The following is a 25231-nucleotide window of genomic DNA, read 5'->3' on the forward strand; positions in this document are numbered from 1 at the left end:
TCCTAGAATTGGTATACTTCTAATCCTCTTTTGTCAGTATAAATGAATTTCCCATTTGATTGAGTTCTAAAGTACGCTTTTCAGCATCAAAGCTAATTTTTAGTCCTGCAGGATCGAAACTGAAAGTATTGGCACTCTCAGCTGACAGGGGGAAAGAGGGTTGTCCTGTAGCTTGCCCGGTTAACTGAGTGCCGTCCAGTGAAATGGTGATTTTTAACGGGAAAGTTTTTGAAGAATAAATTCCTGTATAGGGTTGGATCTGCTCAGGCAGTAGAACTATTTCTTTTTGAAACTCCGGGATTTTGTAGGGCACATTAAAGTAAATACTCAATGCACCAATCAAAACATTGTTTAAAGGGTATTTTACCCCATTGCTCAAAATGGTAAAACTAAGCTGTTCTTCCGGGAAATAAGCACTAACAGATTGAAAACCATCAATACCACCATTGTGGCCTATAGCCATTTTTTCATTAAATGGCATATTGAACATACCTATGCCAAAATTATTTTCCATGGCTTTCATATTATCCAATGATGCCTCTGAAACTATATCCCCTTTTAATAATTTATGGAAGAAAATACTTGTTTCAGTAGCAGTGGAGGTAATTGCTCCGGCTCCCATGGGGATTTTCATAAAAGTTTCCGGGAGTTTTTCCCAACGGCCACTTCTCCTGTATGAATTAGCTTCATTATTACGGGTTTCTATTTCCTCTCCAAATGCTGTCCTTTTTAGTTGGAGGGGCAAAATTATCTTTTCTTTTAGAATAGCTGCATAAGGTTTTTGATATACATCTTCCAGGATGTAGGATAAAAGAACATAGCCGGTATTAGAGTATTCAAACTTTTCACCGGGCGGAAAAGAGCTTCCACCTTCTGCCATTATTGCAAGCAATTCATCTTTTCCTAGCTCTTTGGTCATGTAAGTGGGGTAATCGGGTGAGTTAGTGAAATTATATAGCCCACTCTTATGTCTTAATAAATGCTCTATGGTGATGTTATCACTATTTTCAAACTGTGGATAGTATTTTGAAAGTTTGTCATCCAGCTTTAGTAAGCCATTTTCTTCAACAGCCAGCATAATTAGTGTGGCTGTAAAGGTTTTTGAAATAGAACCAATTCTATAAATAGTTTCTGTGTTGGCTTTTTTTTCACTCTCCACCTCTGACATTCCATAAGCAAGGCTATAAATCAGCTCGCCCTCTTTTAGAATGGCAATATTACCCATTCCCTGATTTTCATTTTCAATAACAGTAAAAAGACTGTCCATTTTTTGGGTATTTAAGTGCTGTCCTGATACAGCACTGGCCAATGAACAAATAAATAGAGTGAGTAAAAGTTTCATGAGGCAAGAGAATTAGTAGGTTAATAGTAATGAATACTAAATTTAGCCCAAAAATTCAATTAATACAAGGGTAGTTGAATGGGAGTGGTGGTTGCTATTTTTCCAGATAAAGAATAGCTGTTAGACAAAGAAGCAGGTTTTCATTTCTTCATCTTTAGGGTTTTATTTTGAACTAAGTTAGAAAATTTGGGAGTAAATGGTATTTGTATGTATTGGGGAAATCATTCAGAATTTTCTTTTTGCACTTTCTAAGCTGTTAGAAAAAGCTTCTGCCGAGGTAAAAAATTCCTTACTGAATTCTTCCAAAGTAGTTTGTCCAAAGTTGTCCATTCGATCATATTTCTCACGCAAATCCCTTTCTGCAAGCTCTAACTCTCTCATATTATCTTCAATCTCCTTTTTACGCTCTGATTGTGCGTTTCTGGCTTTAGCTTTCAGTTTTTCAAATTCTGTGAGCAATTCATCTACTCTTTGCTTAGCTTGTTCTTTATTTTTCAAATTTGCCATAACTATTGTTTTTAGGGGCTAAGGTTAATTAATATTACTGGCAGCATAACTTATGCTGCCAGTAATATTAATCGTATAAAAACAAAATTGGTTATAGTTTCCCTTAAATTGATAAGGAAGGATTACTGAGTGACTAGAATGAAGAAAAGCACATTTACACCGATTCCTAATATTAACCCCTTCCCAACTTTACCCCATTTCTTTTGTTGGGCCCTTTTCATAAAGGCATTATAATACTCAGGAGAATTTAATAAATCTTTATCTGGTATTAATACCTCAATGTTTGGAGTGGCTATCCCGCTAATGAGGCCGGCAGCTAAACCAACAGGTAAGAAAATAATAGTACCGCCAAAAGTGGTCCATAATGGCCAATTTTTATTGTAATAATAATCAGCATCAACAGATCCTTTGTAGGCTAAGTTAATTGAAGGATCAATACCTTTTTTACTTGTCAAACCTGTTTCACTATTCTGTAGGAAGAATTCATCCTGACCATTTTCGTAAGTGATTTTCAATACATCATCTTTGGCTATTTCATAGCTTGGACCGTCAAGATTTTCAAATTTTTTATAAGTAATATTTGTTAAACCTACCACTATCACTTTTGCGGAAATTTTTTCATTATTGTTCAAAACAATAATATCCTGTGCGTTTAGTGAAAATGAGTTTAAAAATAAAATCAATATTACCAATATACTAATGTTATTCTTCCCTGGATTTTTCATGCGAATATTTATTCAAAAGCTGGTATTCCTGTTATTTCCTTGCCTAAAATCAATAAGTGAATATCATGGGTGCCTTCATAAGTAACTACTGATTCCAGGTTTGCCATATGTCGCATCATAGGATATTCTCCGGTAATTCCCATGCCACCATGAATTTGACGTGCTTCCCTTGCAATATTAAGCGCTACTTCTACCGCATTTCTTTTGGCTAAAGAAATTTGTGCAGTACTTGCTTTTCCTTCATTAAATAACTGTCCTAAGCGGTAATTCAATAATTGTGACTTGGTAATTTCAGTCAGCATTTCAGCTAATTTTTTCTGGATCAACTGGAATGAACCAATGGGTTTACCAAACTGGATACGCTCCTGAGAATAATTTTTTGCTGAATCGTAGCAATCCATCGCTGCACCAATAGCACCCCATGCAATTCCAAACCTTGCTGAATCCAAACACATCATAGGTGCACCTAACCCGGATTTTCCCTCCAGAAGGTTTTCTTTCGGTACTTTCACATTGTCAAAAACCAATTCTCCGGTGGTGCTGGCTCTTAATGACCATTTGCCATGGGTTTCAGGAGTAGTGAATCCCTCCATTCCACGTTCCACAATCAACCCGTGTATTCTGCCTTCTTCGCTTTTAGCCCATACCACTGCCACATCTGATTTTGGCGCATTTGAAATCCACATTTTAGCACCATTCAATATATAATGATCGCCCGCATCCTTAAAATTGGTAGTCATACCACTTGGGTTTGATCCATGATCAGGTTCAGTCAATCCGAAGCAGCCCAGCCATTCACCTGAAGCCAATTTAGGTAAGTATTTTTTTCTTTGCGCTTCATTCCCAAATTTGTAAATAGGGTACATCACCAAAGAACCTTGAACAGAAGCGGTGGAGCGCATGCCCGAATCACCTCTTTCTATTTCTTGCATAATAAGTCCGTAAGAGATGTAATCTAAGCCACCTCCACCATATTCTTGTGGAATAGTTGGCCCGAAAGCACCTACATCTCCGAATTTTTTCACTATTTCATATGGGAAATGCGCTTTTTGAGACCATTCCTCTATATTTGGGCTGATTTCTTTTTTTACAAAATCCCGAATAGATTGACGAATTAATAAATGCTCCTCACTAAGCAAACCATCCAAGGCATAAAAGTCAGGTGATTCAAAGCGGTCTTTTGAGGCTGTAGTCATATATTATATTGGTTTATATTTTTGTAATTTTGTGTGTGTTAATTTATGAGTGCAAATTTAATAGGATTTTTCGGAATCCATTGGTTAAATAAATAATTGAATAAGGACATTAATTTTTTGAAAGTGGATAAAAATCAAACAAAGGAAAATTTGGAGAAGCTAAATGAAAAGTATCAATCTATGGGACAGGACATTTCTGCCTATTTAGATGGTTTGCTGATTTCAAATTTCACGAATTACTGGGAGTATATTAATGTCGACACTTTGCTGACACTGCAAAGGCCTAAAACTGATTTTCCTGATGAGCATATCTTTATCATGTATCATCAAATTACAGAATTGTATTTTAAGCTGTGCTTGCATGAAATGGAACAGATAGCTGGAAATGGTAAAATTATTGATGCCAATGGAGAAGATAAAGGATGGAATAAGTCATTGGATATCAATTTCTTTATTGATCGTTTACAAAGATTGGATCGCTATTTTGAAGCTTTAACAAAATCTTTTGACATTATGGTTGTCGGGATGGAAAAGGAACAATTTCAGAGATTCAGGATGGCACTTTTGCCAGCAAGTGGTTTTCAGTCTGCCCAGTATAGGTTGATCGAGTTTGCTTCCACTTCTTTAATTAATTTGGTACAAAAGGATAGAAGAGAGTTTGTAAAAAATGAAAATCTTGAAAAGCAATATGAATATGTGTACTGGAAACAAGGTGCTACTGAAATAGCCACGGGTCAGAAAACATTGACTTTGGAACAATTTGAGAAAAAATACAAATCGGAATTTCTTGCGTGGATTAAACGTTTTGAGAAAAATAATATCTGGGGAAAATTCAATCAGCTGGACGAACAAGATCAGCAAAACCCCAAATTAAGAGAGGCTATGCGTAATTTTGATTTACAAGTGAACGTATTTTGGCCATTGGTGCATTATAAATCTGCAGTGCGCTATTTGCATACTAAAGATTCTGATATTGCAGCTTCAGGTGGAACCAACTGGCAAAATTACCTGCCGCCACGTTTCCAAAAGAGGATATTCTTTCCTGACCTTTGGACTGACCAGGAAAAGGAAGAGTGGGGAAAAGGATGGGTAATGGAGCAAATTTTAGGAGGAAATCCCGTGAGTTAATGAGGATAATATTTTGGGCCATATTGTATCTTTCTTCACTTCACCTTCATGCTCAAAGCAAAGAGGTGAGGGTTTATTATGATGACGAAAGAGAACATTTGCAAGAGAGGTATTTTGTAAAAGATATGGATCATTCAGTTTTATACGGGGACTATGAATCCTATTATATTTCAGGTCAGTTGAAGAGTAAGGGAAAGTATGAAAATAATGAGTCTTTTGGTCAATGGAAATACTTTTATGAGAATGGAAGTCTTAAAATGAAAGGACAACTGAAAGATAATTCAAACCATGGCTTTTGGTCTTATTATTACGAAAATGGCAAGCTCAGGATGGAAGGCAATATTTATGAAGGCAAAAGGGAGGGGGAATGGGTCTATTATTTTGAAACAGGAGTTATTAAAAGTGAAGGTGCCTACCTCAACGACATTAAAAATGGACTGTGGTCTTACTATTATGAAGATGGTACCTTAAAGGGGCAGGCGATTTATGACTTAGGAAATGGTTTGTATAAAGAGTTTTATCCCGATGGAGCCTTGAAACTGGAAGGTTTTATTAGGAACGAAAAAAGTGACAGCCTGTGGAAAAGCTATTACGAAACAGGGGAGTTAAAATCTAAAGGACATTATTTAGAAGGTGCCAAAGATGGAAAATGGACCTATTATTTTAAAGATGGAAACGTTTCAGGAGAAGGTGATTTTATAGATAACCTGAGCCACGGGAAATGGGTTTACTATTATGAAAATGGTGCTGTGAAAGCAGAGGGTGCGGAAAGGGCAGGAAAAAGAGAGGGTTATTGGAAGTTATATTATAATGATGGTGTTTTAAAAGGAGAAGGGGTGTATGAAGCCGGAAGTGGCAGTTATAAGGAGTTTTATGAAAGTGGGAAGCTAAAGTTGAAGGGCCAGGTTTTAGAGGGTAAAAACCATGGGCCATGGACCTACTATTACGAAACAGGTGAGCTGGAAGGTAAGATAAATTATGAAGAAGGTGTTGGTGAATACTCCGGCTTTTACAAAGATGGCACATTGAAAATGACTGGTGAGATAGAAGAAGGTGTAAAACGTGGCACTTGGGAACTTTATGATGAAAAAGGACAATTGGTGGGTTATTACAAACCTATTTATGAAGAATATGAGCCTATTCTCAGGCAAGCCAAAAGTAAATCGGACAGTAATACGGCAGGAACAAAATATAATAAACCGGAATATCGGTTCAAATCTAAAAGTGGTTCCTATTTCCAATCAAGGAACAATGATTTCCCGACAGTAATTCTTCAGGCCAACCCATTCAATATGATCTTTGGCGATTTACAGGTATCTGTTGAATACAATATTCAACAACGGATAGGATACGAATTGCTTGTGCACACTTTCAGAAATCCTTTTTTTGCTAATTCATTTAATTTGCGGGCAGGGGATGATTTTTTCAATGGCTACGGTTTTAGTTTCAGACAAAGGTTTTATCACAAAGATTCAAAATTCGGAGTACCCTATTTTGGCCATTCGGTTTCCTACACCAATGTGAATCATTTGAAGCTTTATGAATCGAGCAATAATGGATCGGAGATCAAAGCTCAAATTCAAGCACAGGGTGTACGTTATGGATTGCTGGTGGGAAGTCGGATTTTACAAAATCTGAATGATAGCGGGTTTACGTTTGATATCAATGCCGGCATCAATTTCAATTATTACTTCTATGGAAATGAAAATAATACGGCTGATCAACCCAATATTTTTGAAGAATTAAAGAATAAGAAGTTCATTCTTCAACCCATTGTAGGCCTTTCATTTGGCTATGTTTTTCGCATTAAAAAGGTATCTACCTTAAATCCATAATTTTTAGGAACAGCATTATATGTTTATTAAAGAAATTATTTTAACACCGGAACAGGCTTTTGATGAGGAACATGTTTTGGAACATGTCAGGCGTAATCTCGGGTTAAAGGAAAACTCAGCTGTAAGAATACATAAGCGCTCCATTGATGCTCGCTCAAAGTCTGTGGTAGTGCGTTTACAGGTAGAAGTTTTTGGGGAAGAGCCCGTGCCTAATCGTATTAATTATTCCATTGAAAATTTACCGAGGGTTTCCGAAAGTAAAAAAGTAGTGATAATAGGAGCTGGTCCTGCCGGAATGTTTGCAGCTCTCCGTTTGATAGAGTTAGGGTGGAAACCTATTCTTTTGGAACGCGGAAAAGATGTAAGAGCCAGAAGGCGTGATCTGGCAGATATCAATAAAAAGCACCTGGTGAATAGTGAAAGTAACTACTGTTTTGGTGAAGGTGGTGCCGGTACCTATTCTGATGGGAAACTTTATACCCGATCCAAGAAAAGAGGGGATATTTATCGCATTCTGGAAATCCTGGTGGCTCATGGTGCTTCCGAAGATATCATGATTGATGCACACCCACATATTGGCACCAATAAATTACCAAAAATTATACAAAGTATTAGGGAAACCATTATTGAAAAAGGTGGAGAAGTTCACTTTAACACAAAGGTGACTGGTTTTATTCTTGAAAATCAGGAAATGAGAGCAGTTAAAACTGAAGAAGGCAATATATATAATGCGGAAGCCTTTATTTTGGCAACGGGACACTCAGCCAGGGATATTTTTGAACTATTGCACAATACAGGAATTACTATTGAAGCCAAACCATTTGCTTTAGGTGTACGAGTAGAACATCCGCAACATATAATTGATAAAATTCAGTACAAATGTGATGACAGAGGAGTCTACCTTCCGGCTTCCTCTTATGCATTGGTACACCAAACTCATTTTAAAGGAAAGCAGCGAGGTGTATTTTCATTTTGCATGTGCCCCGGGGGCTTTATTGTTCCCTCGGCAACTTCTAATGGAGAAGTAGTAGTTAACGGAATGAGTCCTTCACGCAGAGATTCAAAGTATGCCAATTCAGGAATAGTAGTAGCGGTGGAGTTGGAAGATATGGAAGAATACGCAGAATTGGGTCCTTTAAAAGGATTGGAACTGCAAAAGAATATTGAACATAAAGCCTGGGAAAAAGCAGGGAAAACACAAACCGCACCTGCCCAGCGATTGATAGATTTTACCCAGGGAAAAGTAAGCAAAGATTTAGCTGATACTTCTTATCAACCGGGATTAAAATCTGTAAACATGGAAGAAGTTCTGCCCGATTTTATTTCTCAAAGATTAAAAGAAGCTTTTGTCTCTTTCGGAAAAAAAATGAAGGGCTACCTGACCAATGAAGCTCAGATTGTAGGAGTAGAGAGCCGTACTTCCTCACCTGTACGTATCCCTCGTGATAAAATAACGTTGGAACACATAAGCACAAAAAGGCTTTTTCCTTGTGGGGAAGGTGCCGGATATGCCGGTGGCATTGTTTCAGCGGCCATGGATGGAGAAAGGTGTGCTGAACAAATTCTGGCACTTTACGGAGAAGGGAATTAGATTTTGATAATCTTTAGATAAATAATTGAATGATGAGCAAGAAAACATTAATAGTAGGAGCTACCAATAACCCATCAAGATATGCTTATTTAGCTGCGGAAAGGTTAACCCGTGCAGGCCATGAAATTGTACCTATAGGAATTAAAAAAGGAGAAGTGTTAGGCCATGAAATACTGGACATAAAAACTGCCCCTGTTTTGAAAGACATAGATACCATTACCATGTATATAGGTCCACAGCATCAACCGGAATATTACGATTACCTGATCGGTTTGGCTCCCAAGAGAATCATTTTCAATCCCGGAACGGAAAATCCTGAATTAGCAGTGAAGGCATCCGGAAACGGTATTGAAACCGAAAATTCCTGTACATTAGTGATGTTGGGCAGTGGGGTTTATTGATTCACAATTCTTAATAAAGGAGTTTTTTGATTTCTATGTTTAATTTTCTGAATTTTATCCCTTCAATAATTCCTGAAATCAAGAAAAATGCCTGATAAAGATCCCACTCATAATCCCTGGAAAAAAATCAGCTCTGAAATTAAATATGAAAATCCATGGATCAAAGTGGAGGAGGATCAGGTAATCAACCCTTCCGGAGGGGAAAGTATTTATGGAAGGGTGCATTTTAAAAATATAGCCATCGGTATAATTCCTATTGATGAAGATGGTAATACCTGGCTGGTGGGGCAGTATCGTTACCCTTTAAATGAGTACAGCTGGGAAATCCCGGAAGGAGGGAGCCCGGAAGGAGAAGATCTATTAGCCACTGCTAAAAGAGAATTGAAGGAAGAAACCGGGCTTACGGCTTCTCACTGGGAGCAATTTATGCGTATCCATACCAGTAATTCTGTTTCAGATGAGGTGGGGTATGTGTTTTTAGCAAGAGGTTTAACGGAGGGTGAAACTGAATTTGAAGAGACTGAAGAGTTGAAAATAAAGAAATTACCTTTACAGGAAGCCCTGGAAATGGTGATGAGAGGAGAAATTTCGGATTCCATTAGCATGGCGGCACTTTTGAAATTGGATAGAGAGATAAAGACAGGAAACATAAATAGCTGATATATTCCTCTTAACATTATGCAAAAAGCACCTCTTCTCAATAAGTCTTTCCTACTCCTCAGCCTTAGTGCATTCTTATTCTTTGCCAGTTTTAACATGATTATTCCTGAGCTGCCAGCTTATATTACCAGTTTGGGCGGAGCAGAATATAAAGGCTGGATCATTGGCTTATTCACTATTACTGCAGGAATTTCCAGGCCTTTCAGCGGGAAATTGGCTGATAAAATAGGCAGGTTACCTGTCATGATTTTTGGCGCGGTCATTTGTTTTGTCACTGGCTTAATTTATCCTTTTGTGACCACAGTAGTAGCTTTTCTGGTCCTGCGACTGGTACATGGTTTTTCTACTGGTTTTACCCCTACCGGCAATGCTGCTTATGTGGCTGATATTGTACCGCCAAGAAGAAGAGGTGAGGCAATGGGTGTAATTGGAGTGGCCATTAGTGTAGGTACGGCTACCGGCAATGCAGTGGGTGGTCATCTGGGCAGTATGTATCCTGTGGATGTGGTATTTTATACTTCTTCTGTTTTGGCAATTCTCAGTATCATTATTTTGGCTGGAATGAATGAAACCCTGGCTGACAAAGTTCCTTTTCATTTTCGTTTGTTAAAGTTGAAGAGAAATGAGATCATAGATGTAAATGTATTGCCTCCAGCCATTTTTATGGCTTTGACAGTTTTTTCTTTCGGTTTGGTGCTTACCATTATGCCTGATTATAGTGAATATCTTAACATAAGTAATAAAGGGTTATTTTTTGCTGTATTTGTATTGGCTTCTCTGGTGGTGAGGATAGTGGCAGGTAAAATATCTGATAGGATAGGTAGGGTAAAGGTATTAACTGTTTCGGCCCTGCTGTTATCGGTGGCCATGGTTTTAATAGCTTATTCTGGCTCCCTTGTTACCTTAATAGGAGCGGGGATTGTATTTGGTTTTGCAGTTGGCATGAACTCGCCTACTGTATTTGCATGGGCCATTGATCTTGCGGAAGAGGATAAAAGAGGAAAGGCCCTGGCTACTTTGTACATATTTCTTGAAATCGGAGTAGGTTTAGGGGCTGTTATTTCAGGATGGGTTTACGCCAATGATAGCGCTAATTTTAAACTGACATTTTTCACCGGTGCGGGTTTTGCATTTGCTGGTTTTTTGTATTTGAGGTTTCTGGCTCCGAAGAGGTCGTTTAAATGATGCTGATTAATAGGTAAGCCTGAAAGATAAAAATCATGTGCTATTAGTTGCCAGACTTCTGATAATTCGAAACTGTCTGAAGCCTCTCTAGCTGGCTGGCGTCAGAAGGCTTTAAGCCGTCAGACGCATGTAGTGTAAACGAGATGGTTCAAAAGCTGAGAACAACTAGTTGTATTGATAGACTCTACCAAAAAAGTTGATAGCATTTTGACCAATTGATTTCTTAAATATTCACTATATTTAAACAAAACGACAGCTTATTTTAAGCCTTAACCGATTTAGATTGAAATCAATCTTTATCTTATTAATTATTTCATTATTCTCCTGCAACAGTAGTCAAGAGAGTAGGATTTCTGATTCTAATGAATCCCTGAATGTTTTGAAAAAATTAATACTTCATGATTCTTTAAATCAATATGGTGCAATCTCTACCGAGCTTAAGACTTATAAATACTTCAAAATACAGTATAATAATGATAGTGTACAGTCTGCACCACCCGATGGTGGGTACGAGTGGAAGAATGAGGAATACTTGATTGAAAAAATTGACTTGAAGATTCATTTCGGATATTCTGTTACAAAAAGACATGAGAAATATCAGATTCAAGCATCAAGCAAGCATACAGATAATTTAAATCTGAATAGTTTCAATAAAGATTTATTGGGATTAAAACATGAAGGGAAAGATGCTTTTTGTGTTTTATACCCTCCTATCTTTAACCATGATTCTTATGCGGCCTATGTACAGTATGATCATTTTGATAATGGTTACGAAGAAGGAAACGCAGCTATTTTTATCAAAGTTAAGGGTGAATGGATTTATCTAAAGCGTATCTTAGGGTACATAACTGTTAAATCAAAGATAGATTTGCAGTATGATGTTGCTTAACTCTAATCATGCGTCAGACGGTTCGTAAACCGTCTGACACCTATCTCTGACTGGTGTCAGAAGGCTTTAAGCCGTCAGCTGCATTCAAATATTAAATCCTATCTCAATCCAATTCTCAACCATTCGAATCTTTTAATTTATTCTGTGTAGCCTATTCGATGAAATGTAAAATCTTCCAGTTTAAATTGAATATTATTTACCTAGCTTAGCGGTTTATTAAACCTTACATAACTTATTGGTTGAGGCTTTGAAAAGGAGGTAGAATGCTTAAGATTATTAACGCTCTTTTCAAAAATAGCTTGATAGAAGGAGATGAAACGATTTTGATTATTTTTCAAAGTTTGAGTGTTTACCAATCGGTTAGCTATTCTTGAAAATCAAAAACTTCATATAAAAAAAATGACGAAAATTATTAAAATTACTGTAGCCATACTTATTTGCACGTGCACTAGTGGGTATTCACAGACATATGTTGGTTATAAAACTGATTGGAATGGTAATATTTTCGATGGATATTTTGATCCCATTATTTATTCGCCCGAAAACAAATTAACTGAAATTTTCAATGTTGAATCTTATGAAATTGGCCATTACTATAATCGTTCGGGCAGTAAAGTAAGAGGACTGATTAAATTTAAAGGGGATAAAATTTTGTTTAAGAATGGGGAAGGTGAATTTCGGGATAAAATTAAACCGGAAGAAGTCCAGGGTTTTGTAATAGGGGTAGATTCCTTTTTTGTTATTTCGAAATATTTTAATCAGAATACGCTAAAAGATAAGCCTGATTATGCACAGTTTATTTCTGAATTTGGTGACATGACTTTTGCTAAACATTATCATTTCAGGAAGATGTATTCGAGTGGTCAGTCCCCCATTGTAGAAACTTATTTGGTGAAAGAAAAAGGTAGCGAGTTTTGGCAAAACTTTCCAGATAACAAATATTTTAAAGAAAAAGCTTTAAAATATTTTTCTGATATCCCCAGTTTGAAAGAAAAGATCACCTCCGGTCAATATGAGTATAATAACATACTTTCCATTATAAAAACAGCAGAATATTACGAAAAATATCATAATGACGAGCCTATACTTTATGATAAATACTGGCAGGAAACCGGGAACATCGAAAATGCATTTTTTTATTCTAAAATAGTTGAAAAAAAGGACTCCTTGTGGAATCTAGATTATTATAATATAGAGGATACTATTAAGTTGTACTCAGCGACTTATTCTTCTTTTTATCCTAATATAAAAAATGGAATTTTTGAGTCATATTATCCAAATGGCTATATCAGGCAGGAAATTATATATGAAGATAATGACCCTAAGGAAGTGAAAATATATAATCAAAAGGGAAATTTAAAAAAGTATTACAAATATATAGAAACTAATACATATGGTGCGCAAAATAAGGTTGAATATATTTCTATTATAGATTCTACTGGTACAAATATTTTAGAATCAAATAATTATACAGAGATAAATGAATATGATCAATTAAACAATACAACACATACCAATATTTTCCGCAAGAATACCTTAGTATCATCTTATAGAATTGGAGAGGATTCGGATACGATATTCCAAATAACAGATGATAGGTATAACTTTAAAATAAAGAGGTTGCAGAAAAAATTTACTAATCACATAAACCAATACTTTTATGATGAGGCATTAAGTGTTAATGCACAAGGGTTTTTGCTCATACATTTTGTGCTTGATGATAGAGGTAATGTTGTGGATTACTCTTTACTAAATGAAATTCATCCCCAAATAAACGGTTTGGTGAATAACTTTATTAAATATTACCTTTTCAATAAACGTGCTTTTCGTCCATACAAGAAAAATAGAGTTAAAAGATACAGTGAATTTGTTGCTCCTGTTGAATTTAGCATTAATAGGTATTATCGCCAGCCTGTAAACTATTATCATCTTAATCACTTACACATGCACATGCATCACCAGAGGATGATGAACAATTTTAATCCTCCTGCTTCGCCAATGGGGTATTGAATATTAAGTTAAAGAAAGGGATGTTGTAGTGGGGTAAAGCAATAAAAGTAAAAGGGTGGATAAAGATTTTTTAAGTTTTTTCGAATACCAAAAGAAAAAGCCTATTAATTAAAAGTATTTACCATAGCTATAGTAAGTAGCAGTTGATTTGGCAATTGTATAAGGCTGTCCTGGCTTAGCAATTAGAAAAACCTTATGCTTCTTACTAGGTAAAATGATTTAGTGAGTTCTAATCCTTAACCAAAAAAAGCGTCAAACTTTCGTTCAACGCTTTCTACCTTATGATTTCAATACTTTAAAACTCTGCATTGTCCGGGGTCCTCGGGAAAGGAATAACATCCCTGATATTGCCCATGCCGGTCACAAATAGCATAAGCCTTTCAAAGCCTAGTCCGAAGCCGCTATGTGGGGCGGTACCAAATTTACGGGTATCTAAATACCACCATAAATCTTCTTCAGGAATATGCATTTCACCCATTCTGGCCTGTAGTTTTTCCAGTCGCTCTTCCCTTTGGGAGCCACCTACTATTTCTCCAATACCCGGGAATAAAATATCCATGGCAGCCACTGTTTTATCATCCTCATTCTGACGCATATAAAATGCCTTGATCTCTTTTGGGTAGTTATAAATTACTACTGGTTTTTTGAAATGCTTCTCCACCAAATATCTTTCATGTTCCGATTGGAGATCAGCACCCCAATCTTCAATAATATAATTGAACTTCTTCTTTTTGTTAGGCTTACTGTTTTTCAAAATTTCAATGGCTTCAGTATAGGTTATGCGCTCGAAATCATTGTCAAGAATAAACTGTAACCTTTCCAGCAGGCTCATTTCCTGTCTTTCGGTTTGCGGCTTGTTCTTTTCTTCCTCTTCAGCCCTTGCAGATAAAAACTGCAAATCATCCTGACAATTGGTAATGGCATATTTTACCACATATTTCAATAAATCCTCAGCTAGCTGTATGTTATCCTGCAATTCATAAAAAGCCATTTCAGGCTCTATCATCCAGAATTCAGCTAAATGCCGGGTAGTGTTGGAGTTTTCAGCTCTGAAAGTAGGGCCGAAAGTATAAATTTCCCCTAGGGCCATGGCACCTAACTCGCCTTCCAACTGACCGGAAACCGTTAAATTGGTTTCACTGCCAAAGAAATCTTTTTTATAATCTACCTCACCTTCTTCGGTTAAAGGGATTTTTTTCAAGTCGAAATTTGTCACATGAAAAGTTTCGCCTGCACCTTCCGCATCGCTCCCTGTTATGATAGGCGTATGCAAATTGTAAAATCCTTTTTCATGGAAAAACTGGTGTACAGCAAAGGAAAGAGCATGTCTCACTCTGAAAACAGCACCAAAAGTATTGCTACGCATGCGCAAATGAGCTATTTCACGCATAAACTCCATTGAATGCTTCTTAGGCTGCAAAGGATATTTTTCAGGATCAGCTGTTCCCAGTACTTCTATTTGCTCAGCAACAACTTCCACGGCTTGCCCACTTCCAGCAGATTCAACCACCTTACCAATTACACTGATAGCAGCTCCGGTAGTGATTTTTTTCAATGTATCCTCACTGATGACAGCAGGATCTGCTACTATTTGGATGTTATTGATTGTAGAACCATCATTTAAAGCAATAAAGTTAACATTCTTATTTCCCCTCTTAGTTCTTACCCATCCTTTTACTAAAGTCGGCTGATTGCTGGCCTGCTCCGTTAATAACTTTTTAATCTTAATTCTCGCTGGAACCGTCATATAATATTTGCGTTTAACAATGGTACAAAATCGAGGCAAAAAAACGATATTTTAGCCTTTTTATCAAAGATTTAAAGAATTTAAATAAATTTGAATTGATTCTATTGGTTCCATCCCGAATTTATTGAGAAATTTACAGCGTTTAGTGGTCGTTTTTGATTTTTTAAACAGTTGAAATTACCTTATCTTAAGGTGTAAAATAGAGAATAATAATAATTGGCACAATTTTTAGTTTTTAAACTTCTATGCAGAAACTCATATTAACACAAGGTCTAGGTCAGCGTTTATCTCCGCAGCAAATCCAATTTATCAAATTGCTGCAGGTTCCTACTGCTGAGCTCGATAGCCGCATTGAAGAAGAACTTGAAATAAACCCTGCTTTGGAAGAAGGCAAGGAGGAGGATGATTCAGCTGATGAATATGAGGAGGATACTAGTAATGACGAAATCGACATCAATGATTATTTGCAGGATGATGATTATGCCGGTTATAAAATGCAAAGTGATAATGGCGGACAGGAAGAGGAAAGGGAGATGCCTATTGCCGTCAGCACTTCATTGAATGATCAGCTCATGACACAATTGGGCTTTTTGGGGTTGGATTCCAGAAGGGAGAAAATCGGGAAGCAACTCATTGGTAGTATTGAGAGTGATGGCTACATCCGCAGAGAACTTGATGCCATTGTAAATGATCTGGCCTTTTCTCAAAATGTGGAAACAGATGAGGAAGAAGTTGAGGAAGTTTTGATGTTGATCCAGGATTTCGACCCGGCTGGTATAGCTGCACGAAATCTACAGGAATGTTTATTACTACAACTTGAAAGAAGAATTGAACAATCGGAAGCCAATAAGCTGGCTGCTCAGATTATTGATGTTTGCTTTGAGGAATTTAGTAAAAAGCATTACGAAAAAATCATTAAGAAACTCAATATTGAAGATGAGGATTTATTTAAAGAGGCGGTTAATGCGATTACCAAACTTAATCCGAAGCCAGGTGGCTCAGGATCAGGCCTGGTAAAAACGCAATATCTAATGCCTGATTTTATCCTCAATAATCAGCATGGAGAATTAGTGTTGAGTCTTAATTCCAGAAATGCTCCTGATCTACGCGTGAGTTCATCTTATTCTGAAATGATGAAAGCTTATGACAAGAGCGATAAAAAAGACAAGAAGTTAAAAGAAACAGTTGGCTTTGTAAAGCAAAAACTGGATGCAGCTAAATGGTTTATTGATGCTATTAAACAAAGACAGCTGACATTATTGAATACCATGCAGGCCATTTTGGAATATCAATATGAGTTTTTTAAAGATGGTGATGAAAGTAAATTACGCCCTATGATTCTGAAGGACATAGCCGAAAAGATTGATATGGATATTTCTACTGTTTCCAGAGTAGCTAACAGTAAATCAGTACAGACAGAATTTGGTATTTATCCTTTGAAATATTTCTTCTCTGAAGGTATAGCTACAGATTCAGGTGAGGATGTGAGTTCTCGCGAAGTTAAAAATACACTAAAGTCTTTCATTGATAAAGAAGATAAAAGTAAGCCTTTATCTGATGATAAATTGGAGAAATTATTAAAAGAAAAAGGGTATCAGATTGCCCGCAGAACGGTGGCCAAATACCGAGAGCAGTTAAACATTCCTGTAGCACGATTAAGAAAAGAATTGTAGTGAGCATCCGTGCCGCAAAATTTATATCGATAGCTTTTCAGCCGTTGCTTATGCCCAGCTATATCTTCCTGGGCATATTGTTTTTTATCCCTTATTCATTAGGTTTTCAGCCGGATTTGAGCTGGCGCTTTATGGTGATGGTTTTAATGACCACCTTTTTAATCCCATTAATGGGGGTGTTGTTATTAAATTTCACTAAGAACATAAGTAATTTAAATATGGAAATCAGGAGGGAGAGGTTCATTCCATTCTTTTTTAATTCCTTATTTTACATGGCTACCACTTATTTGTTTTGGGAGAAATTTCGTTTCCCTCCCTTAGTCAATTATGTAATGGTTTCTATTACTTTCAGCATTGTACTTCTCACTATTATTACTTTATTTTGGAAGATAAGTGCACATGCTATTGCTGTTTCAGGAGCCACAGGTATTTATTTTGCTTTGCTGTTTCAAACGGAAAGTTCCAATTTGTACATGGGGCTCGCTCTTTGCTTTGCCCTTTGTGGCCTTGTAGCCTCAGCTCGCTTAAAATTGCTGGTACATAGTGTAAGTCAGGTTTGGGCAGGCTTAGCATTGGGATTTTTGATAAATTTTCTGACGATATTAATTTTAAACAGATAAAAAATGTACGAGTTTTTAAAATATGATCTAAGTGAAGGTGTTTGTACCATCACTTTTAACAGGCCGGAATTTTATAATGCTTTTAATGATGGCATTAGTTATGAATTCCAGAATGCCTTAAAAAGTGCTGCCAAAGACGAAGCGGTAAGGGTAGTGGTTATCACAGGTGAAGGAAAGGCTTTTTGTTCCGGGCAGGATTTAAAATCTGCAAGGGACGATGATGACAAAATGTTTTACAATTCGCTTGAGAAGAGGTATAATCCGATCATCCGATCCATGAGAAGCCTTCCTAAGCCTATCATTGCAAGGTTGAATGGCGTGGCCGCGGGGGCAGGTTGCTCACTGGCACTCGCAGCAGATATGATTGTGGCAGCTGAATCCGCCAAAATGGTAGAAGTTTTTATTAATATTGGTTTAGTGCCTGATTCAGGTTCTTCCTTCTTTCTGCCAAACCTGGTAGGTTATCAAAAAGCTTTTGAACTATGTGCGATGGGTACAAAAGTAAGTGCTAGAGAAGCTTTTGAGTTGGGGATAATCAATAAGGTTGTGCCGGATGAGGAATTGGATGAAGCAGTAAAATCCTATACCGATTATTTTGCCAAAGCCCCTACCAAATCTATAGGTATGATCAAGAAAATGCTGAACAAGGCTTCTTCGTCTTCATTAGATGAAATGCTGGAATATGAAAAATACAGTCAGCAAATAGCTGGCACTTCTGATGATTATAAAGAAGGTAAACAGGCTTTTCTGGATAAGAGAAAGCCCGAGTTTAAAGGAGTTTAAATATTTTAATAAAAAAGTAGATGCCATAAAAAAGTCCATGCTTTTCAAGAGCATGGACTTTTTTATGGTATCAAATGTTCGTCATTTCCCCGATAGGCTATCGGGGGGCTTATTTTCAAGTAGTTACAAATGATTCTCTTGTAATTGCTTAATAGGCTCTATTTAAAATAAATTAATACTTAATCCAAATCTGTATGGGGTAGCTGAAGTATTTTCAGGACCTCTTCCCGGATTAAACAATTCAGATACGTCATAATTAAAGAAAGCACCAAATCCGGCAATTCCTACCCTCACATGAGCTCCGTAGCGAAATTGATTTAACTCAAAGCCTTCTTTTCGTTTAAGCTTTTTAGTATCCTCATTTTCAACATATTTAATTTTTGTTTTACCGTTAATTAAATAACCAATACTTCCACCGGCAGCAAGAAATAAACCTCTTCCAATTTTGTCTTTATTGAAGTAGTACCTGAATTCAATAGGGATATTGATATAATTGGCTTCAAATTTTGATTTCTCAACAAATCCATCTCCAATTATATTGTTGCCAATGGAATCAAGAAAAACAGTTTGCCCTTCATCAAGAACGCTTTCAGTGTAATTAAGTGTAAGAGCAGTGTCTAAAGCATATTTTTCAAAAGAGAAAGAAAAACCTCCATTGAAAGTGAAATTTGTATTCCCGAGACGAACAGGATAGGAATAACCTGCTGAGAAATAGTTGTTTCCAAAAGTCTTTAGTTTCATGGCTTCCACACTATTATGTGCCAACATGTTTAGCCCGAATGATAAAGTTAAATCTCCGGGAAGGTCAGGACGAGGACCAAAAGTATTTTTTTCTTTAAGGTTTTGCGAATGCGCTGATAGGATTGTGATAAATAAAAGGCTAAGCGTCAATAATTTCTTCATAAATGATTTGTGGTTTTCACTTTCAGCGGACAAAGATAGTGTTTTAATTTATAGCATAAATAATTAAAAGGCTTTTCTTATCCTGAATAATTCCATAGATTTGCAAACTGATTCTCAAACGTAGTTTCAGAATTTTTATTGTAATGGCTTCGTAGCTCTTCCGATAGCTATCGGAAGAATAGAGCATCCCGCTAGGGCGGGAAGGTTACAGGATAGAGTCCTGTCACAAGCAAGCTTTAAAAGAATAAATAAAACAGTCAATATATGGCTTCGTAGCTCAATTGAATAGAGCACCTGATTACGGCTCAGGAGGTTGCAGGTTTGAATCCTGCCGAGGTCACTAAAGCTTGCTCTAACCAGCAGGCTTTTTTTATGTCATGAGTTTTCAAGTTTATATATTATACAGTAAAAAGCTTGGTCAATATTATGTAGGTCAAACTTCCGATATAGAAGAGCGACTCATAAGGCATAATCTAGGTCATGGGAAGCATACAAGGAAGGGCGTTCCCTGGATTTTGGTTTGGAGCATTGAGGTAGCTGATCGGAGTGAAGCAATGAAATTAGAGACAAAGATAAAGAAACGAGGAGCGGCACGTTTCTTAAAGGATTTACCTTCATAGCTATGGCTAGGTAGCTCAATTGAATAGAGCATCCCGCTATCAGCGGGAAGGTTGCAGAATTCTGCGAGGTCACTATAAAGCTTGCTCTAACCGGCAGGCTTTTTTTATGTCCAAAATTTCAAGTTTACCTATTCTGTGGTTTGGGTCGTTTTCTAAATGATCTATCTTCAAGCTATGGCTTCGTAGCTCTTCCGATAGTTATGGGAAGAATAGGGCATATGATTACGGCTCAGGAGTTAGCAGAGCCTGTGCCGAACTTACTCGGCATTTGAATCCTGCCGAGGTCACAAAAGCTTGCTCTAACCGGCAGTCTCTTTTTGTGGATGGAGTTATTACTTGCAGCTATCACTATGAAAGTCCTCTAAATGTTTACTTAACCCACTAATTAGGGATAATGAAGAAAAGAATGTTTTTATGAAATTGTGTAGAGTTAACAATATATGCATCTTTATAAAAATAATATAGCTCTCTTGTTTTCTTTCATTGCCATGGCTTGTCAACCTAATACATTACAAATTGAAATTTTAGAAACAAAAGTTCTAGATGGCGTACCTAGTGCTTCCGGAATGGCTATTTCTGGTATGGACATCTATTTAATAGGGGATGATAGCCCTTTTCTATTTCAATTGGATGACAACTTTAATATAGTGTCTAAAACAACTATTTTTTCAATAGAAAACTTATCTGATGAACAAATCCCCAAGCCATTGAAGCCTGATTTTGAAGCTATGGAAATGGTGAATGAAGATGAGATTATTTTATTCGGATCAGGCTCTAAATCACCTGAAAGGGATTATTTTGTTAGGGTATTATTAGGCAAAACTCTATCTATTAAGAAATATCAGATCAGTGCTTTTTATCATTATTTAAAAGGGATACAAGAAGTACATAATAATGAATTGAATATTGAAGCCGTTGCTTTGGTGGATCAAGAATTGTTATTGTTTAACCGAAGTGGTAATTTAATATTCCTTTTTAATTACGATAATTTTTTGCGTGCTATTCAGAATGAAATACCTTTTCCCAAACCTCAAATAATTAAAATGGATTTGCCAGCTATTAAAGGGATTGAAGCAGGTGTTTCCGGAGCTACTATCACTAACAATTCCACACATTTAATCCTTTCCGCTTCAGTGGAAGATACTGATAACGCATATGATGACGGGGCAATTCTAGGGAGTTTCATTGGGATAGTAGATATAGCCAGTATTGATGATCAGAATGCCTGGCGCTGGACTTTAATAGGTGCTACTAATAAATTTATCAAGGTGGAATCTGTGTCTGTTTTCAATCAAATATCAGCTAATGAAGCAGAGCTATTATTGGTGACTGATAGCGATGGGGGTGAATCTCTCTTGTTGAGAGGCCGATTGAAGTGGTGATGTGAGGGTAAACCTCTCTCAAATCCAGATGTATTCTATAGAAAAGGATACCTTCTATTGAAGATATCCTTTTTCAACTGTGATCAGAGCTTATGGACAGTTGGCATATAATGTATAGAGATTAGAAATAGGAATAAAGTTTGTTTCGAAATTATTACCATAAATAGTTCTGATGTCAACACTTTCTCTAGCCCATTTCCAGTCCAGAGGAGTAATAAGGCCATTTCTAAAAGTTTCTCCATCTTTAGTGAAAGTTGATGGCGGGAAAAGATTGCCCATAGTCAAATCATAATCCGGACCACCCTGCACAGCAAGGTTTGCTGAAAATGGATTGGTTAACCAGAAAGTGAAATCTGTTGGAGCACTTTCAATAGTAACAGTTTTCTCAATACCTACGTCTGAATACCCGCTACATCTAACATTCACGAATTTTTCATTGATAGGAAATGCATCCCTGGTTTCCGGATAAACAACTACAATAGTATTGCCACCTGACTCTGTTACGCTGGCGGCATCACCTGATATCACATAACCGGTTCCTGGTAACCACATTTTGAAAGCGTGATTATATGAACCGCCTCTTGCTAATGGCTCAAATTTAAAATTTAAATAACCTGTGTTAATATCAGTATAAGTTGTGGTTCTCACTATAAAGTCATTATAGTCCAGATCATTTTCCTGTAGTTCCCCAGGCTCTTGTTCATCATTTATATCTTCCCAGGAAATATTATATGAGTTTTCAAGGAAGTCAAAATCACCTTGGCAATTTTCATTTAAGTGCAGGTAACCATCCTCTTCATTGATCATGTCTACTCTGTCCAGACTGATAGTTCCTGAGAATAATATGCCATTTATATATAATTCCACATAATAAGATTGCTCTTCAGTTGGCATATTTGCATCATAAGGGAATTTCAGACAAAGGAGCTCATTAGTTTCATCATCGCTTTCAAAATCACCATCTGCTGAACCACTCCATATTAAATCCGTTTCTGTTGTTTCTTCCGAATTAGGATAAATGAAAGCCTCTAAGGTTGCAACTTCATGACCTGCTTCAGGTTGACAGAAATTAGCGAATACACAAAGGTTTTTGACTTCCTTCAGTTCAATATTCCAGAATACGAAACCAAATTGCGGTGGAGTGAAATCTTCCACACAAAGCACTTCCATGTTATATTCTATTTTTCTGTATTGCTCAACCTCAAAATCAATAGGTAATGCGTGGTTGACAAATTTCCCAAATTCACTTCCCTCCATTGGAGTAGCGAATAGCGGGTTGTCATCTTCATCATATAACTGGCAGCTGGTAACAGTATAGCTTCCTGGTCCTAATTCAATTAAATCAGTTTTAAAGTTACTTTCCCATTGCTTTATGTCTACTTTATAGCTGTTTCCGCTAATTTCCACTAAAGCATAAGCCGCTAAAGAAATATCACAATCTGACACACCGTTTTCATGTTCGTCTCTCTGTGAGGTTTTACTATCATCTACCATGTCTCCGGTGAGTATTAGTTCTATACCGTTTTTCTCGTCTACAGTAATTTCATCCTGCTGACAAGAACACATAAAAAACATTGCCATGGAAGCCAGGCATATGTTTAAAGTTTTAAAGTTTTTCATAATTCGTTCTTAGTTTAAAAAGTGTTATACGCTTGCTAGTATTTTATTTTTTGTTCTCAAAATGTAGTGAATCGATAGCTAAATACATGTTTCAAGTATAATTTGCTCCTTAAACCGGAAACACTACATCTAGAAAACTTTTGCTTTTTTAAAAAAAAAATGATGGTTTTAAAAGAACCATCATTTTGTTTATATCATGAATTATGATGCTCATGCACCTTCCGGACAATTAGCATATAAATCATCTGTATTGGAAATAGGAGTGAAGTTCGTTTCAAAATCAACACCATAGATAGTTCTGATATCTACATTTTCTTGAGGCCATTGCCAATCAAGAGGTGTAACTAGCCCATTCCTGAAAGTTTCACCATCTTTGGTGAAAGTTGATAGCTCGAACATGTCACCTATCATCAGATCATAAACCGCATCGCCTGCAACTTCCAAATTAGCAGTGAAAGGATTTACCAGATAATAAGTAAATTCTTCGGGAGCATTTTCTATTGTTACTGTTCTCTCTACACCAGTTCCAGTTGTTTCACCACAGATCACGTTGATGAAACTTGCATTTGGATTAAATGCTTGATTGGTATTGGAGTAAACTGTTACTACAGTATTACCACCTTCTGTTAAAACGCTTTCAGCATCACCTGATATCACATAACCAGTTCCAGGGAACCACATTTTGAAAGCGTGAGTATAAGTACCTCCCCTTGCCAATGGCTTGAACTGAAAATTTAAATGACCAGTAGTCATATCAGTATTTACTGTAGTTTGGAGTACAAAATCATTGTAATCAAGGTCATTTTCCAAAAGGTCTTCCCCATCCGGAGCTACATCGTCATTGATATCTTCCCATGAAACATTATATGAAGTTTCCAGAAAATCAAAATCTCCATCGCAATCTTCATTCAGGTGCAGATAGCCATACTCTGAATTGATCATATCCACTCTGTCGAGATAAATTGTTCCTGAAAATAAGGATCCGTTTATGTAAAGATTTACATAATAAGATTGCTCTTCGGTTGGTTGATTAGCGTCATAAGGGAATTTAAGGCAAAGTAACTCATTGTCCTCTGTTTCACTTTCATAATCACCATCAGCTGATCCACTCCAGATGAGATCTTCATCGCTGGTATTTTCAGCATCAGGATAAACATAAGCTTCTAAGGTAGCTACTTGATGTCCCATATCAGGTTCGCAGAAGTTAGCAAAAATACAAAGATTTTTCACCTCCTTAAGGCTAATGCTCCAGGATGTAAAGCCAAACATTGGTGGGGTGAAATCTTCCACACAAAGCACTTCCATATCGTACTCTATTTTCCTGTATTGCTCAACTTCAATGTCAATAGGTAAGGGTTGAGAAACAAATTTACCGAATTCACTTCCCTCCATCGGGGTTGCAAATATTGGATTATCATCTTCGTCATATAGCTGGCAACTTGTTACGGTATAACTTCCCGGATCTAATTCAATTAAATTTGTTTTGAAGTCATCGCCCCATTGTTTAATGTCGATTTTGTAATCGTTGTCATTAATAGTCACTATGGCATACGATGCATAAGAAAGATCACATCCTCCTTCTTCTACGGTAGGAAAGTCCGGGTCTGCTCTTTGTGAGGAATTGCCATCGTCTACCCTGTCACCTGCAAGTATTAATTCAATTCCATTTTTCTCGCTCACCTCTATGTCGTCTTGTTGACAGGAGTACATGAAAACTATTGCCATTGATGCCAGGCATAAGTTGAAAAGTTTATTAAGGTATTTCATAATTTTGGTTTTTAGATTAAAAAGTTTGTGATTTTTTTTCGTTAAAAAAGTAATAAATATTACATTAAAATCGGGCGATCTTATTGAAGGTTTCATGATGTGATTAGTTTTAAATAGTTGAAAATACGGTGTTAAGTGCTCAATTGATGTAATTGCGCATTTATTACCCTCTGTTGTATATAGTTGGACGTACGTTTTTTTGATTTGTTCCCATATATTCTTTTATTTTTAAAAGAATTCACTATGATTTATATGATCCACACACCCTGTATTTGTATTTTTTAGGATTTAACCTAATTAGTTATAGGATTATTTAATGATTAAGAGGGTGTATAAGTGCTTTTGTAAATAAATATATTAAATATATAACTAAAAGGTACATTTAGTTTTGTGCTAGTTAACCTTTAAATCAAGGTTTCCTCTTTCATCAACATTTGAATGATGCGGTATTAACCTGAGTTCGATTTTAAATATTAGTAAGAATTGCTGTAAGTCGTTCCCGCTAGGGCGGGACTGGCTATTTCGGTCCCGATGCATCGGGATTACATTTTTCATAAAAAAGAGAATTAGCTTGTGCCGCCACAGCGGTATCCGTAATCTCATTGTGTTTAGTATGAGATACCGCATAAATAAAGACTTTTTGAAAA

General features: G+C 36.6%; 21 protein-coding genes and 1 tRNA gene. 14 read left to right on the top strand and 8 right to left on the bottom strand.

Annotated elements, in window-relative coordinates; all coding sequences use genetic code 11:
- Nucleotides 1-19: 19 nt before the first annotated feature.
- The 4 genes from JKA74_RS06410 to JKA74_RS06425 all read right to left on the bottom strand — a co-directional run bounded on the left by JKA74_RS06410 (nucleotide 20) and on the right by JKA74_RS06425 (nucleotide 3770).
- Nucleotides 20-1342 carry a serine hydrolase domain-containing protein gene (locus JKA74_RS06410; RefSeq protein WP_201430338.1) on the bottom strand — a complete coding sequence of 441 codons (1323 nt, stop codon included), beginning with the start codon at nucleotides 1340-1342 and terminating at the stop codon, nucleotides 20-22.
- Nucleotides 1343-1567: 225 nt separating this feature from the next.
- The gene (locus JKA74_RS06415) at nucleotides 1568-1849 is read right to left on the bottom strand and encodes a sll1863 family stress response protein (RefSeq protein WP_201430339.1); all 282 of its coding nucleotides are present in this window, start codon (nucleotides 1847-1849) and stop codon (nucleotides 1568-1570) included.
- A gap of 122 nt (nucleotides 1850-1971) precedes the next feature.
- Nucleotides 1972-2574, bottom strand: a complete 603-nt coding sequence (locus JKA74_RS06420; RefSeq protein ID WP_201430340.1) for a hypothetical protein — start codon at nucleotides 2572-2574, stop codon at nucleotides 1972-1974.
- Nucleotides 2575-2582: 8 nt separating this feature from the next.
- Nucleotides 2583-3770 (bottom strand): acyl-CoA dehydrogenase family protein, encoded by a 1188-nt coding sequence (locus JKA74_RS06425; RefSeq protein ID WP_201430341.1) that lies wholly within the window; start codon nucleotides 3768-3770, stop codon nucleotides 2583-2585.
- Nucleotides 3771-3950: 180 nt separating this feature from the next.
- Between JKA74_RS06425 and JKA74_RS06430 the strand changes: the two genes are divergently transcribed.
- From JKA74_RS06430 to JKA74_RS06465, 8 genes are all read left to right on the top strand, one after another.
- The gene (locus JKA74_RS06430) at nucleotides 3951-4898 is read left to right on the top strand and encodes a tryptophan 2,3-dioxygenase family protein (RefSeq protein WP_201430655.1); all 948 of its coding nucleotides are present in this window, start codon (nucleotides 3951-3953) and stop codon (nucleotides 4896-4898) included.
- Nucleotides 4898-6733 carry a toxin-antitoxin system YwqK family antitoxin gene (locus JKA74_RS06435; protein WP_201430342.1) on the top strand — a complete coding sequence of 612 codons (1836 nt, stop codon included), beginning with the start codon at nucleotides 4898-4900 and terminating at the stop codon, nucleotides 6731-6733. The genes JKA74_RS06430 and JKA74_RS06435 overlap by 1 nt, the downstream gene beginning before the upstream one ends.
- Nucleotides 6734-6752: 19 nt before the next feature.
- On the top strand, nucleotides 6753-8324 hold the full coding sequence (locus JKA74_RS06440) for an NAD(P)/FAD-dependent oxidoreductase (RefSeq protein WP_201430343.1): 1572 nt from the start codon (nucleotides 6753-6755) through the stop codon (nucleotides 8322-8324).
- Nucleotides 8325-8356: 32 nt separating this feature from the next.
- The gene (locus JKA74_RS06445; protein ID WP_201430656.1) at nucleotides 8357-8725 is read left to right on the top strand and encodes a CoA-binding protein; all 369 of its coding nucleotides are present in this window, start codon (nucleotides 8357-8359) and stop codon (nucleotides 8723-8725) included.
- An 87-nt stretch (nucleotides 8726-8812) separates the two neighbouring features.
- Complete coding sequence (locus JKA74_RS06450) at nucleotides 8813-9385, top strand: NUDIX domain-containing protein (RefSeq protein WP_201430344.1); 573 nt, start codon at nucleotides 8813-8815, stop codon at nucleotides 9383-9385.
- An 18-nt stretch (nucleotides 9386-9403) separates the two neighbouring features.
- The gene (locus tag JKA74_RS06455) at nucleotides 9404-10570 is read left to right on the top strand and encodes an MFS transporter (protein ID WP_201430345.1); all 1167 of its coding nucleotides are present in this window, start codon (nucleotides 9404-9406) and stop codon (nucleotides 10568-10570) included.
- Between the two features lie 283 nt (nucleotides 10571-10853).
- Nucleotides 10854-11459 (top strand): hypothetical protein, encoded by a 606-nt coding sequence (locus JKA74_RS06460; RefSeq protein ID WP_201430346.1) that lies wholly within the window; start codon nucleotides 10854-10856, stop codon nucleotides 11457-11459.
- 399 nt (nucleotides 11460-11858) lie between these two features.
- Nucleotides 11859-13469 (top strand): energy transducer TonB, encoded by a 1611-nt coding sequence (locus JKA74_RS06465; protein ID WP_201430347.1) that lies wholly within the window; start codon nucleotides 11859-11861, stop codon nucleotides 13467-13469.
- A 295-nt stretch (nucleotides 13470-13764) separates the two neighbouring features.
- On the opposite strand, the gene asnS is transcribed toward JKA74_RS06465, so the two are convergent.
- Nucleotides 13765-15216 (bottom strand): asparagine--tRNA ligase, encoded by a 1452-nt coding sequence (gene asnS / locus JKA74_RS06470; protein ID WP_201430348.1) that lies wholly within the window; start codon nucleotides 15214-15216, stop codon nucleotides 13765-13767.
- A 245-nt stretch (nucleotides 15217-15461) separates the two neighbouring features.
- On the opposite strand from asnS, the gene rpoN reads away from it, so the two are divergent.
- From rpoN to JKA74_RS06485, 3 genes are read left to right on the top strand one after another with little or no spacing between them, the layout of a single operon-like run.
- The gene (rpoN, locus tag JKA74_RS06475; RefSeq protein ID WP_201430349.1) at nucleotides 15462-16889 is read left to right on the top strand and encodes an RNA polymerase factor sigma-54; all 1428 of its coding nucleotides are present in this window, start codon (nucleotides 15462-15464) and stop codon (nucleotides 16887-16889) included.
- 50 nt (nucleotides 16890-16939) lie between these two features.
- Complete coding sequence (locus tag JKA74_RS06480; RefSeq protein ID WP_201430350.1) at nucleotides 16940-17509, top strand: PA-phosphatase; 570 nt, start codon at nucleotides 16940-16942, stop codon at nucleotides 17507-17509.
- 3 nt (nucleotides 17510-17512) lie between these two features.
- Nucleotides 17513-18292, top strand: coding sequence for an enoyl-CoA hydratase/isomerase family protein (locus tag JKA74_RS06485; RefSeq protein WP_201430351.1), 780 nt, complete (start codon nucleotides 17513-17515; stop codon nucleotides 18290-18292).
- Between the two features lie 162 nt (nucleotides 18293-18454).
- On the opposite strand, the gene JKA74_RS06490 is transcribed toward JKA74_RS06485, so the two are convergent.
- On the bottom strand, nucleotides 18455-19195 hold the full coding sequence (locus JKA74_RS06490) for an outer membrane beta-barrel protein (protein WP_201430352.1): 741 nt from the start codon (nucleotides 19193-19195) through the stop codon (nucleotides 18455-18457).
- Nucleotides 19196-19461: 266 nt separating this feature from the next.
- On the opposite strand from JKA74_RS06490, the gene JKA74_RS06495 reads away from it, so the two are divergent.
- From JKA74_RS06495 to JKA74_RS06505, 3 genes are all read left to right on the top strand, one after another.
- Nucleotides 19462-19535: transfer RNA gene (locus tag JKA74_RS06495), tRNA-Arg, on the top strand.
- A 37-nt stretch (nucleotides 19536-19572) separates the two neighbouring features.
- Nucleotides 19573-19815, top strand: a complete 243-nt coding sequence (locus JKA74_RS06500; protein ID WP_201430353.1) for a GIY-YIG nuclease family protein — start codon at nucleotides 19573-19575, stop codon at nucleotides 19813-19815.
- A 440-nt stretch (nucleotides 19816-20255) separates the two neighbouring features.
- Nucleotides 20256-21197, top strand: a complete 942-nt coding sequence (locus JKA74_RS06505; RefSeq protein ID WP_201430354.1) for a DUF6929 family protein — start codon at nucleotides 20256-20258, stop codon at nucleotides 21195-21197.
- A 90-nt stretch (nucleotides 21198-21287) separates the two neighbouring features.
- Here JKA74_RS06505 and JKA74_RS06510 read toward each other — a convergent pair whose 3' ends face one another.
- Nucleotides 21288-22817: a hypothetical protein gene (locus tag JKA74_RS06510; RefSeq protein WP_201430355.1), complete on the bottom strand. Its 1530-nt coding sequence runs from the start codon at nucleotides 22815-22817 to the stop codon at nucleotides 21288-21290.
- Between the two features lie 210 nt (nucleotides 22818-23027).
- A complete protein-coding gene (locus JKA74_RS06515) occupies nucleotides 23028-24584 on the bottom strand; it encodes a DUF4842 domain-containing protein (protein WP_201430356.1) in 1557 nt (518 codons plus the stop codon).
- Nucleotides 24585-25231 lie beyond the last annotated feature (647 nt).

Source organism: Marivirga aurantiaca, from assembly GCF_016679925.1.
Taxonomy (GTDB): domain Bacteria; phylum Bacteroidota; class Bacteroidia; order Cytophagales; family Cyclobacteriaceae; genus Marivirga; species Marivirga aurantiaca.